The organism is Dictyoglomus sp. SSW (assembly GCF_055181335.1).
The window spans coordinates 894,027-906,504 of record NZ_CM143705.1; the positions used below are offsets into that span (position 1 = coordinate 894,027).

Annotated in this window: 7 protein-coding genes, 1 tRNA gene and 3 rRNA genes; 10 read left to right on the top strand and 1 reads right to left on the bottom strand. The window is 41.7% G+C overall.

Annotated features, from left to right (window positions below; all coding sequences use genetic code 11):
• Positions 1-65: 65 nt before the first annotated feature.
• The 5 genes from ACY3JM_RS04180 to rrf all read left to right on the top strand — a co-directional run bounded on the left by ACY3JM_RS04180 (position 66) and on the right by rrf (position 6,878).
• On the top strand, positions 66-1,811 hold the full coding sequence (locus ACY3JM_RS04180) for an ATP-dependent DNA ligase (RefSeq protein WP_463082435.1): 1,746 nt from the start codon (positions 66-68) through the stop codon (positions 1,809-1,811).
• A gap of 60 nt (positions 1,812-1,871) precedes the next feature.
• The gene (locus tag ACY3JM_RS04185) at positions 1,872-2,009 is read left to right on the top strand and encodes a hypothetical protein (RefSeq protein WP_463082013.1); all 138 of its coding nucleotides are present in this window, start codon (positions 1,872-1,874) and stop codon (positions 2,007-2,009) included.
• A gap of 7 nt (positions 2,010-2,016) precedes the next feature.
• Positions 2,017-3,564, top strand: a 16S ribosomal RNA gene (locus ACY3JM_RS04190).
• A gap of 117 nt (positions 3,565-3,681) precedes the next feature.
• Positions 3,682-6,695, top strand: a 23S ribosomal RNA gene (locus ACY3JM_RS04195).
• Positions 6,696-6,761: 66 nt separating this feature from the next.
• Positions 6,762-6,878, top strand: a 5S ribosomal RNA gene (gene rrf, locus ACY3JM_RS04200).
• The 16S, 23S and 5S rRNA genes sit together here, the layout of an rRNA operon.
• 26 nt (positions 6,879-6,904) lie before the next feature.
• Here the strand turns inward: rrf and ACY3JM_RS04205 are convergent.
• On the bottom strand, positions 6,905-8,902 hold the full coding sequence (locus ACY3JM_RS04205) for an HD family phosphohydrolase (RefSeq protein ID WP_463111772.1): 1,998 nt from the start codon (positions 8,900-8,902) through the stop codon (positions 6,905-6,907).
• Between the two features lie 63 nt (positions 8,903-8,965).
• Here ACY3JM_RS04205 and ACY3JM_RS04210 point away from each other — a divergent pair.
• The 5 genes from ACY3JM_RS04210 to ACY3JM_RS04230 all read left to right on the top strand — a co-directional run bounded on the left by ACY3JM_RS04210 (position 8,966) and on the right by ACY3JM_RS04230 (position 12,477).
• Positions 8,966-9,041, top strand: a tRNA-Gln gene (locus ACY3JM_RS04210).
• Between the two features lie 27 nt (positions 9,042-9,068).
• On the top strand, positions 9,069-9,983 hold the full coding sequence (locus ACY3JM_RS04215) for a sugar phosphate nucleotidyltransferase (RefSeq protein ID WP_463111773.1): 915 nt from the start codon (positions 9,069-9,071) through the stop codon (positions 9,981-9,983).
• A 2-nt stretch (positions 9,984-9,985) separates the two neighbouring features.
• Positions 9,986-10,927, top strand: coding sequence for a ribose-phosphate diphosphokinase (locus ACY3JM_RS04220; RefSeq protein WP_463082432.1), 942 nt, complete (start codon positions 9,986-9,988; stop codon positions 10,925-10,927).
• A gap of 40 nt (positions 10,928-10,967) precedes the next feature.
• Positions 10,968-11,585 carry a 50S ribosomal protein L25/general stress protein Ctc gene (locus ACY3JM_RS04225; protein WP_463111774.1) on the top strand — a complete coding sequence of 206 codons (618 nt, stop codon included), beginning with the start codon at positions 10,968-10,970 and terminating at the stop codon, positions 11,583-11,585.
• A gap of 22 nt (positions 11,586-11,607) precedes the next feature.
• Complete coding sequence (locus ACY3JM_RS04230) at positions 11,608-12,477, top strand: DegV family protein (protein ID WP_463082430.1); 870 nt, start codon at positions 11,608-11,610, stop codon at positions 12,475-12,477.
• The last annotated feature ends 1 nt before the right edge of the window (position 12,478 follow it).

Consider the following 12,478-nt stretch of genomic DNA (forward strand, 5'->3'; position numbering starts at 1 on the left):
TTACTTTTTTATAGTGATAAAATTAATTATATCAAAAGATTTTAATGAAAGGAGAATGAAGAGGTATGTTTTTTAGTGAATTGGCAGAATATTTTGGAAGATTAGAAATTACTACAAAAAGAAATGAGATGACTGAAATATTAGCTGATTTATTTAAAAAGGCAGATAAAGAAGAAATTGATAAGATAATCTATTTATTAAATGGAAGAGTTGCTCCTGAATATGAAAAAGTCGAGTTTGGTATGTCAGAAAAATTAGTATTAAGAGCTATGGCTTTAGCATTTATAGTGCCTATATCAGAACTTGAAAGGGTTTATAAAGAAATAGGAGACTTGGGAGAAATTGTAATAAGGTACCATAGAGAAAGAGAAAAAGATTTATCAATTACTGAGGTGTTTAATGTTTTATATGAGATAGCTAGTATCTCTGGAGAAGGAAGTGTTGATGCCAAAGTAAATAGATTGGCTTTTCTTATAAACTCCTTAACTTCAGAAGGAGCAAAATATCTGGTAAGAATAGTTTTAGGGAAATTAAGGCTTGGAATAGGAGAGCCAACAATTATGGATGCTCTTTCTTATGCAAAGGCAAAAGATAAGACTCTAAGGTCTTTTATAGAAAGAGCTTTTAATATTACTTCTGATTTAGGATATGTGGCTAAGGTTTTTTGGGAAGGAGGTACAGAAGCTCTAAAGAAAATCAAGGTACAAGTTGGAAGACCTATAAGGATGGCATTAGCTGAAAGGGTTTCTAAGCCTGAAGAGATCATTAAAAAAATGGGTAAATGCTCAGTAGAACCTAAGTTTGATGGTTTTAGGTGTCAGATACATAAAAAAGGTAAAATTGTCAAAATTTTCTCAAGAAATTTAGAAGATAATACCCATATGTTTCCTGATTTAGTAGAAGGGATACTTGATCAGATACCTAAGGAGGAGATAATAATTGAGGGTGAAGCTATCTCTTATAATCCCGAAACTGGAGAATTTTATCCTTTTCAGGTTACTGTTCAAAGAAAAAGGAAATATAATATTAGTGAAATGGTAGAGCTTTTTCCTCTCCAGCTATTTACTTTTGATATTTTATATGTAGATGGAGAAGATATTACATCCTTACCTTATCTTAGAAGAAGAAAAAAATTAGAAGAGAATATAAAAGAAGGAGATAAAATTTTTATAACAAAGAATATTGTTACCAGTGATCCGAAGGAAATACAGATGTTTTTTGAGGAATGTATTAGTGAAGGATTGGAAGGTATTGTAGCTAAGAGATTAGATGCCCCATATCAGGCAGGAGTAAGAAATTTTAACTGGATAAAATTAAAGAGATCTTATCAAAGTCATCTCACAGATACAGTTGATTGTGTGATTCTTGGATATTTTAAAGGAAGAGGACATAGAGCAAAATTTGGAATAGGTGCCCTTCTTGTTGGAGTGTATGATCAAGAGAGAGATCTATTTAAGACTATAGCAAAAATAGGAACAGGCCCAACGGAAGAGGAATGGGTAAAATTTAGGGAAGTTTTAGATGAAGTAAAAGTTGACCATAAACCCAGTAATGTTGATTCTTTAATAGAACCTGATGTATGGGTAGAACCTAAATATGTGGTAGAAATTCAAGCTGATGAAATAACAAGAAGCCCCGTGCATACATGTGGAAAAGAAACTGATGGATTAGGTTATGCATTAAGATTCCCAAGAGTTATTGGCTTTATTAGAGAGGATAAAGGTCCTTATGATGCAACTTCTGTCTCTGAAATTTTAGAAATGTTTAGAAATCAAAGAAGAGAAAAGGTAGAAGAAGATCAAGAGGTATAGAGGCTTTTTTGCTTTTTTATATTTTTTTCTTGTCCCCCCTCTTGCAAAAGGGAGATATATATGATAGAATTTAATCCGCCCGATGAGAAAGGGCGGATGCACATTAGACAAAGGGAGAAAAGGGAGAGAGAAGAGAGAAGGAAGAAGAGAGGAAGGCATATAGAGAGCGAGGATACAGACCCGAAAGGGAAGGTATGATATATACTGGATGGAGGGTTTGATCCTGGCTCAGGACGAACGCTGGCGGCGTGCCTAAGGCATGCAAGTCGAGCGGTAGCTCCTATTGGGATAACCGATAGGAGTGAGAGCGGCGCACGGGTGAGTAACACGTAGGTAACCTACCCCAGAGAGGGGGATAACACCCCGAAAGGGGTGCTAAACCCCCATATACTTACCGAGCGGAGAGCTAAGGTAAGGAAAGAGTATACAGAGGCAACTCTGTATACTGCTCTGGGATGGGCCTGCGGCCTATCAGCTAGTTGGTGGGGTAATGGCCCACCAAGGCGAAGACGGGTAGCCGGCCTGAGAGGGTGGTCGGCCACACTGGGACTGAGACACGGCCCAGACTCCTACGGGAGGCAGCAGCCGGGAATCTTCCGCAATGGGGGAAACCCTGACGGAGCGACGCCGCGTGAGGGAAGAAGCCCTTCGGGGTGTAAACCTCTTTTCTCGGGGAAGAAAGCTGACGGTACCCGAGGAAAAAGCCCCGGCTAACTACGTGCCAGCAGCCGCGGTAAGACGTAGGGGGCGAGCGTTGTCCGGATTTACTGGGCGTAAAGGGCGTGTAGGCGGCTTAGCAAGTCAGATGTGGAAGCCCCAAGCTCAACTTGGGGAGGCCATCTGATACTGCTAAGCTAGAGGGCAGGAGAGGAGAGCGGAACTTCCGGTGTAGCGGTGAAATGCGTAGATATCGGAAGGAACGCCGGTGGCGAAGGCGGCTCTCTGGACTGGCCCTGACGCTGAGGCGCGAAAGCTAGGGGAGCGAACGGGATTAGATACCCCGGTAGTCCTAGCCGTAAACGATGGGCACTAGGTGTGGGGAGTCAGACTCTCCGTGCTGCAGCAAACGCGATAAGTGCCCCGCCTGGGGAGTACGGCCGCAAGGCTAAAACTCAAAGGAATTGACGGGGGCCCGCACAAGCGGTGGAGCGCGTGGTTTAATTCGATGCTAAGCGAAGAACCTTACCAGGGCTTGACATGCAGGCTGAAAGCTTACCCGAAAGGGTAAGTGCCGAATGAGGGGGTTTCCCCTTATTTGGAGCCTGCACAGGTGGTGCATGGCTGTCGTCAGCTCGTGTCGTGAGATGTTGGGTTAAGTCCCGCAACGAGCGCAACCCCTGCCCTTAGTTGCCAGCGGGTAAAGCCGGGCACTCTAAGGGGACTGCCGGCGATGAGCCGGAGGAAGGTGGGGATGACGTCAAGTCAGTATGCCCCTTATGCCCTGGGCTACACACGCGCTACAATGGGTGGTACAGAGGGGAGCGAAGCCGCGAGGTGGAGCGAATCCCTAAAGCCACCCCCAGTTCAGATCGCAGGCTGCAACTCGCCTGCGTGAAGGCGGAATCGCTAGTAACCGCAGATCAGCCACGCTGCGGTGAATACGTTCTCGGGCCTTGTACACACCGCCCGTCACACCACGAGAGTCCGCAACACCCGAAGTCAGGCGAAGAGCCTGCCGAAGGTGGGGCGGATGATTGGGGTGAAGTCGTAACAAGGTAGCCGTACCGGAAGGTGCGGCTGGATCACCTCCTTTCTTATGGAGAAGGAAAAGTGTCCTCTTTTTCCTTTATCTCTTCTCCCTCTTTTCTCCCTGTATCTTTGCACCTTAGACAAGAGAAGATAGAGAGGGATGATGCAGTAATCAGCCGGGCGTCAAAGTAGAAAGGGCGTACGGTGGATGCCTAGGCACCAAGGGCCGAAGAAGGACGCGGCAGGCGGCGAAACGCCCCGGGGAGCTGCGAGCAAGCTATGATCCGGGGATTTCCGAATGGGGAAACCCACTCTGGGTAATGCCAGAGTATCCCTAAGGGGAAACTCTTAGGGAGGGGAACCGGGGGAACTGAAACATCTTAGTACCCCGAGGAGAAGAAAGAGACAATCGATTCCCTGAGTAGTGGTGAGCGAAAGGGGAGGAGCCTAAACCTGAGTGGTGGAGAAGCTCGCGGGCGTTGCCACTCAGGGGTAGAGGGATAAGGCCGGAGAGAGCCGCGACTCTCTCGTAAGGGAATGCATACTTAGCCGAACAGTCTGGGAAGGCTGGCCAGAGAGGGTGAGAGCCCCGTAGGCGAAAAGTATGTATCTCTTATGGGCCTTAATCCCGAGTAGCGTGGGGCACGTGGAATCCTGCGCGAATCAGGGCGGACCACCGCCTAAGGCTAAATACCCTTGGTGACCGATAGCGCATAGTACCGTGAGGGAAAGGTGAAAAGAACCCCGGAGAGGGGAGTGAAATAGAACCTGAAACCGTACGTCCACAAGGAGTAGGAGAGCGATGCTCAAAAGGGGTAACTCTTTTGAGCTGGCTCGACTGCGTGCCTGTTGAAGAATGAGCCGGCGAGTTAATGCGTGTGGCGAGGTTAAGGGAGAGGAGTCCCGGAGCCGAAGTGAAAGCGAGCCTGAAGAGGGCGATTAGTCACACGCATTAGACCCGAAACCAGGCGAGCTACCCATGGCCAGGATGAAGCGGGGTTAACCCCCCGTGGAGGTCCGAACCCGTTAGCAGTGAAAAGCTATGGGATGAGCTGTGGGTAGGAGTGAAAAGCTAATCGAGCCTGGAGATAGCTGGTTCTCCCCGAAATAGCTTTAGGGCTAGCCTCAGCCGATGAAGCCTAAGGAGGTAGAGCACTGGTTGGGCGAGGGGCGGGGATCCGCTGCCGAGTCCAGTCAAACTCCGAATGCCTTAGGTGGATGGCTGGGAGTCGGACTGTGGGGGATAAGCTCCATAGTCGAGAGGGGAACAGCCCAGATCAACAGCTAAGGTCCCAAAGTCCGGGCTAAGTGGTAAAGGAGGTAGCTTGGCGAAGACAGTCAGGATGTTGGCTTAGAAGCAGCCATCATTCAAAGAGTGCGTAATAGCTCACTGATCGAGCCAAGCTGCGCCGAAAATACACGGGGCTAAAGCCCGGCACCGAAGCTTTGGGTTCTACCTATCTTCGGGTAGGTAGAGCGGTAGGGGAGCGTTCCGCTGTAGGGAGAAGGCGGACCGGAAGGACCGCTGGACGAGGCGGAAGTGAGAATGCCGGCATGAGTAGCGAAAAGGAGGGTGAGAATCCCTCCCACCGAAAGCCCGAGGTTTCCTGGGTAAAGCTCGTCTTCCCAGGGTTAGGCGGGAGCTAAGCCGAGGCCGAAAGGCGTAGGTGATGCACAGCCGGTTAATATTCCGGCCCCACCTGCTAACCGTTAATACCGAAGGAGGGACGCAGGAGGGTAGGTGCGCCTGGTGGTGACATACCAGGTCCAAGCTCTAAGGGAGGGAGTGTAGGCAAATCCGCACTCCTGATGAACCGAGGAGTGATGGGGAGTCCTCGAGAGAGGGCGAAGGCATCGAGCCCACACTGCCGAGAAAAGCTTCTAGGGAGGTTAGCGGGTGCCCGTACCGCAAACCGACACAGGTGGGCGAGGTGAAGATCCAAAGGTGCGCGGGATAACCCTCGTTAAGGAACTCGGCAAAATGGCCCCGTACGTTCGCAAGAAGGGGTGCCCGAGTAAGGTGAATAGCCTGAAAGGGCCGCAGTGAAGTGGCTCTGGGGACTGTTTACCAAAAACACAGGTCTCTGCTAAGGCGTAGAAGCCGATGTATAGGGGCTGAGGCCTGCCCGGTGCTGGAAGGTTAAGGGGAAGGGTTAGGGGAATACCCGAAGCCCTGAACCGAAGCCCCAGTGAACGGCGGCCGTAACTATAACGGTCCTAAGGTAGCGAAATTCCTTGTCGGGTAAGTTCCGACCCGCATGAAAGGCATAACCACTGGAGCGCTGTCTCAACGAGGGGCCCGGTGAAATTAGAGTGTCCGTGAAGATACGGACTACCCGTGGCAGGACGGAAAGACCCCGTGAAGCTTTACTGCAGCCTGGCATTGAACTTTGGCACCGCATGTAGAGGATAGGTGGGAGGCTGAGAAGCAGGGGCGCCAGCCTCTGTGGAGCCGCCGGTGGAATACCACCCTTGTGGTGTTGGGGTTCTAACCCCAAAAGAAGAGCCTTTTGGGGGACAGTGCTTGGTGGGCAGTTTGACTGGGGCGGTCGCCTCCTAAAAGGTAACGGAGGCGCCCAAAGGTAGGCTTGGCACGGTTAGAAATCGTGCCTAAAGTGTAAGGGCGTTAAGCCTGCCTGACTGTGAGGCCGACGGGCCGAGCAGAGACGAAAGTCGGGCCTAGTGATCCGGTGGTCCCGAGTGGAAGGGCCATCGCTCAACGGATAAAAGTTACTCCGGGGATAACAGGCTGATCTCGCCCGAGAGTCCACATCGACGGCGAGGTTTGGCACCTCGATGTCGGCTCACCGCATCCTGGGGCTGGAGAAGGTCCCAAGGGTTGGGCTGTTCGCCCATTAAAGCGGTACGTGAGCTGGGTTCAGAACGTCGTGAGACAGTTCGGTCCCTATCCGCCACGGGCGTAGGAAACTTGAGGGGAACTGCTCCTAGTACGAGAGGACCGGAGCAGGCGGACCTCTGGTGTACCAGTTGTGCCGTCAGGTGCAGGAGCTGGGTAGCCAAGTCCGTACGGGATAAGCGCTGAAAGCATCTAAGCGCGAAGCCCACCCCAAGATAAGGTTTCCCACAGGGAGAACCTGGTAAGGCACCTCCGAGAAGAGGAGGTAGATAGGCCGGAGGTGGAAGCGCAGCAATGCGTGAAGCCGACCGGTACTAATATGCCGAGGCTTTGACGCCTGGCTGGTTACGGTGTGATCTCTCTCAAGAAGGATTTATGATGGAGTTATGAAGGAAGAGGAGGCTACTGGTGATTAGAGCGGAGGGGAAACGCCCGTTCCCATTCCGAACACGGAAGCTAAGCCCTCCAGCGCCGATGGTACTGCCCTGGCAACGGGGTGGGAGAGTAGGTCATCGCCAGAGAGCCTCTTTTTTTTTGTTGATTTTTTTTATTCTTCCTTAAGTTTAAAACTTGGATATGGTATCCTTGGGTGTCTTAGCTCAATAATTGTTTTTATAAAACTCTGAGCAATTTTTTCTAATTCTTCTAAGGTTAGTTTACTGTTTTCTAATTGTCCATCTATAAGTTTTTCTCTAATTACTTCTCTTATTACTTTTTCTATAGTTTCTGGAGTAATATTAGTAATGGTTCTTGTGGCTGCTTCTATGCTATCTGCCAACATCACTATAGCTGCTTCTTTAGATTCGGGTTTTGGGCCAGGATATCTAAAATCATCCTCAGGTACATATTTCTTAGAAATCTGTAATTGCTTATTGTAAAAATAGTTAATGAGGCTTGTACCATGATGTTGCTCAACAATATCTATAATGTTTTTGGGAAACTTATAATTATTTAAAATTATCGCTCCATTTTTTGGATGTGATTTGATAATAAGAGCACTTATATAGGGAGATAAATTTTCATGAGGATTATTTTGGCCTGGAAGAAGGTTTTCTATGAAATATTGAGGTCTTTTTACTTTGCCTATGTCGTGATATAAGGCTGCAGTTCTTGTTATTCTCTCATTTGCTCCAGCTTCTTTAGCTGCTCTTTCTGCTAAGTTTCCTACAATTAAACTGTGATAATAAGTACCTGGTGCTTCCATAAGGAGTTTTCTTAGAAGGGGATGATCTGGATTTGTCATTTCTAATAATTTTAATGGTGTAGCTACTCTAAATAATTCTTCTATGGGAGGAATTATTCCCACTGAAAGAATAGCTGATAAGGTAGGGTTAATAAATGAATAAATCATGTTTGTATATGTCAAATCTGACTCGTTAAAAACAAGCTTGCCAAAAACAATAAAGGGTATTCTAATTAGTGATATAAGAGAACCAATCTTTACATAATCTGATCTGTTTTCTAATTCTTTAATTTTGTTATTTATGATAAGAAAATCAAAGAACAATAAAATAGGGATAGTATAAGAAAAGGAGAAAATAGAAGAGCTTACTATTATTGTTAGAGAAACAATATAAGATAATGGAAAATCTAATAAAGCTGTAGAAATGAATAAATATGAAGTTAAAGGATTTAAGTAGGGAGAATAGAAAGAGAAAATCTTAGATGAAAGTATTGATAGAGTAAATAAAAAATTCATCAATAGAAAAATATTTAAGTTTTTTTCTATTATTAAATATTTTCTCGTAAAAATGGTAATGGATAATTGGAGGGCTGATAAAGTTAAAAAAAGACTTATAAGTCTTAATATGTTTTTTTGAGAAAGGGTATAGCCTAAGGCCTCTAAAATTATAAATTTATCTCTTGTTATTTTTTCACTCTTTCTAACAATAATTTCACCTTTTGTAATTAGTCTTTCTATAGGTTTAATGGACTTTAATAGTTCTTGTTTTTTTGTTTCCGTCTCTTTTTCATTTATAAACATGTTAGGAACTATCAGTATTTCTGAAAGTTCTTGGGCTATTTGGGCTGGTATATAAATTTCATCTATTAGGAAATTTATAAATTTTTGTTTTACCTCATCAGTCTCTTCTGGTTTAATCCCTTTTGTATAATTTTCTATTAACCATTTCTCTATTTTCTTTTTAATTAGGTTAATTCTTGATGAGGGAAGAGAAGAAAAATACTTAGTTATATTTGAAGATTCTTCTGTAACTATCATTAATTCTGATAGCTTGCTAATATTCTGTAAAATAATATTTTGGTCAATAGTATAAACTGGTTTGAATTGAGAAAGAAGGAGATTTTTTATTCTTTCTGTTTCCTCTTCATCTTTATATATTATAGTTCTTGGTGCTTCTATATTTTTAGGGGCTATATCTCCTATTTTTAAAGGTGGGGTAATAATAAAATCAATTAAGAGGATTAAAAGGTCGATAATTATAAATAATAATAGAGGATAAACTATATTGTGTTTTGATTTTTCAATCAGATTTTTATAGACTTTTCTTAAATTTTTAAAGTTTGTATTAATCCTGACTTTCATTTTGAAAATTATTTTATCATTTATTGACCTCTTTTTCACTATAATATATAATTATTTTGGCACTGGGGAGTAGCCAAGCTGGTAAGGCAGCGGACTTTGGATCCGCCATTCGCTGGTTCGAATCCAGCCTCCCCAGCCAATTTTTATTATAAAAATTCACCTAAGCATGAATGGATTTAAGGCTATAATTTTAGCAGCAGGACAAGGTAAAAGGATGAGAACTGAGCTTCCAAAGGTTCTTCATCCCCTCTATGAATCTAATCTTTTAGATTTTTTACTTGATACAATAAAGTCGGTTTTTGGTGAAAATTATATATTAGTTGTGAGCCCCAAAATAAAAGCATTAATTTCTGATAATGATCACATGGTGGTTCAAGATGTTCCTTTAGGTACAGGTGACGCAATAAAAAGGGCTGAAGAAAAACTTGGTAATTTTAGTGGTAATCTGGTAATATTTCCAGGAGATGTACCTTTAGTGGAAGAAAATACGATAAGAGATTTGTGTAGGGAACATATAGAAAAAAATAATGATTGTACCTTAGTAACTACTTTTTTAGAAGATCCTAAAGGATATGGAAGAGTTGTACGTGATTTTAATGGTAATGTTTTGAAAATTGTAGAAGAAAAAGATGCAGATGAAGAAGAAAAGAATATCAAGGAGATTAATACATCTATTTATGTTTTTAAATGGATGTATCTTAAAGAAATTTTACCACTTTTATCTAACAATAATGCTCAAGGAGAATTTTATTTAACTGATGCGATTAGATATTTTGTTAAAAAAGGCAAAAAAGTTGGTGTTTTTCATGTAAATAAGGAAGAGGTGTTAGGAGCTAACACTCAGGAAGAGCTTGCATTTTTAAGAAAAATATTAAAGAATAAAATAAATAAAAAACATATGGAAAATGGTGTTATTATGATAGAACCGGAGAACGTTGTAATAGGAAAAAAAACTAATATAGAGCATGATGTTATTGTATATCCTTTTTCTTTCATATTTGGAGATATTAATCTTAAAAAGGGAGCAATAATTGGGCCTTACTCATATATAAATATAAATAAAAGAGTTAAAGGAGAGTAAGTATGGCACATAAATGTTTAGCTTTGTATAGTGGGACCTCTAATAGGGAACTTGCTGAAGAAGTAGCTAAATATTTAGGTATTGAGCTTGGAGAAATTGAAATAAGAAGATTTTCAGATGGTGAGATATATGCAAGGATTTCAAAAAGTGTAAGAGGAGCAGAAGTATATGTAATTCAGTCTCTTGGTAGCAGAGTGAATGAATACTTTATGGAACTTTTAGTAATAATTGATGCTTTAAAAAGGGCATCTGCAGATGAGGTTACAGCTGTAATTCCATATTATGCTTATGCAAGACAGGATAGAAAAACTAAATCTCGAGAGCCTATTTCTGCTAAGCTTATAGCTAATATTCTTACAGTTGCTGGGGCTTCAAGGGTTGTAACTATGGACCTTCATGCTGGTCAGATTCAGGGGTTTTTTGATATTCCTGTTGATAATTTAACAGCTTTACCTCTTTTTTCAAGGTATTTTCAGGATAAAAATCTTAAAAATCCTGTTGTTATATCACCTGATATTGGAGGTGTTACAAGAGCAAGAGCTTTAGCAGAAAGATTACATACTCCTCTTGCTATAATTTATAAAAGAAGACCAGCTCCAGAGGTGGCAGAGGTTGAGGAAATAATTGGAGATGTTATAGAAAGAGATGTTATTATATGTGATGATATAATTACAACAGGGAATACTCTTTTTTCAGCGGCAAAGCTTTTAAGAGAAAGAGGTGCAAGAGATATTTATGCAGCTGTTACGCATGGTATCTTAACAAATGATGCCCATAAGAGATTAGAAGAATCTGAGATAAAGGAATTAGTAGTAACTAACACAATACCAATTCCTGTAGAAAAGAGGGTCCCAAGGCTTACTATAATATCAGTAGGTAATCTTTTAGGAGAAGCTATTAAAAGGATCTCAAATAAGGATTCCTTAAGTTCATTATTTGACTAAAAAATTGATTAAAAAAATTTATTTAAGGAGGTTTAAGAAAATGGATGTGGTTGAAATAAAAGTCAAAAAAAGAGAGAAATTAGGAAAAGAATCTGCAAAAAAATATAGAAGAATGGGGTTGGTACCAGGTGTAATGTATGGGGTACACTTGAAGGAAAATGTTCATATATTGATAGAAAGAAAAGCATTGTGGGATCTAATTAAAAGAGGGCATTCAAAAGAACAGCATATACTTAAAATAATAGTAGAAGATGGTAATAACAGTGTTACTGAGACTGCTTTACTTCAAGATATACAAATTGATCCATTAACAGATGAACCAATACATGTAGATTTTCATGCTGTAACATTGGAAGAAGTAGTAGATGTTTATGTGCCTGTGGTTCTTAAAGGAGAGCCAAAAGGAGTTAAACAGGGTGGGTTGTTACAACATGGAGTGGAAGAAATTTTAGTTAGGGCTTTACCTCTTGATATACCTACCAATATAGAAGTAGATATTTCGGATTTGGATATTGGAGATGCGATTACTGTGAGGGATTTAAATATCCCTGATAAAATTAAGGTATTAACTCCTCTTGATGATGTTATAGTTGCCATAGTAACCCCACAAAGGTATACAGAGGAAACTACTGTTTCTGAAGAGACTGAGGGATCTTAAAAATAAATTTAGGGGGGAAAATATGTTTAAAATTGTAACTGATAGTACAGCTGCTCTTCCAAAAGAATATGTAGAAAGATATGATATAACAGTCGTACCGCTAAAGGTTGCTTTTGAGGAAGAAGTGTATAGAGATGGTATAGATATAACGCCTGAAATTTTCTTTAAAAAGGCAAGAGAAACCAATATATTCCCGAAAACTTCTCAGCCTTCTGTGGAAGATTTCTATAATGCATACAAAAATATATTTGAGAAGAATCCAGATTTAGAGGGGATTATATCTATACATATTTCTTCTAAATTAAGTGGAACTATTGGGTCTGCAAATGCTGCAAAAGAGCTTTTACCTTACGGTGATAAAATATATGTGATTGATTCAAAACTTACAGAACTTGCTCTTGGTGTTGTAGTTATAGAGTTGGCTAAGACCATAGAAAAGGGAGCAAGTATAAATGAGATTTTGAATATTCCGGAGATTATGTTCAGAAATTCCGAAGTAAAATTCACAGTAGATACTTTGGAATACCTTTATAGGGGAGGAAGAATAGGCGCAGCCCAAGCATGGATGGGAAGTTTGTTACAGATAAAGCCTATTTTGGAGCTTAGAGATGGAGCAATAGAGCCAGTTGAAAGGGTTAGGACAAAACAAAAAGTGAAATCAAGAATTATAGAAATAATTAAGGAAAGAGTGGGGGATGTTCCTGTAAAAATAGCTATAGCTTATTCTGATAATTATGAAGAAGTCTTAGAAGTCGCAGAAGAAGTAAAGAAAATATTTAGAATTACTGATTTTTATATAGGATCTTTTAGTTGTACTATTCTTTCACATATAGGTCCAGGATCATGGGGTATAATAGCTTTTAAGGAAATTCAAAAAGAAGGAGAGGTATAGA

Coding starts and splice junctions, on each gene's coding strand:
- ACY3JM_RS04180 (WP_463082435.1), top strand. CDS start 66: ATGTTTTTTAGTGAATTGGCAGAATATTTTGGAAGATTAGAAATTACT.
- ACY3JM_RS04185 (WP_463082013.1), top strand. CDS start 1,872: ATGATAGAATTTAATCCGCCCGATGAGAAAGGGCGGATGCACATTAGA.
- ACY3JM_RS04205 (WP_463111772.1), bottom strand. CDS start 8,902: ATGAAAGTCAGGATTAATACAAACTTTAAAAATTTAAGAAAAGTCTAT.
- ACY3JM_RS04215 (WP_463111773.1), top strand. CDS start 9,069: ATGAATGGATTTAAGGCTATAATTTTAGCAGCAGGACAAGGTAAAAGG.
- ACY3JM_RS04220 (WP_463082432.1), top strand. CDS start 9,986: ATGGCACATAAATGTTTAGCTTTGTATAGTGGGACCTCTAATAGGGAA.
- ACY3JM_RS04225 (WP_463111774.1), top strand. CDS start 10,968: ATGGATGTGGTTGAAATAAAAGTCAAAAAAAGAGAGAAATTAGGAAAA.
- ACY3JM_RS04230 (WP_463082430.1), top strand. CDS start 11,608: ATGTTTAAAATTGTAACTGATAGTACAGCTGCTCTTCCAAAAGAATAT.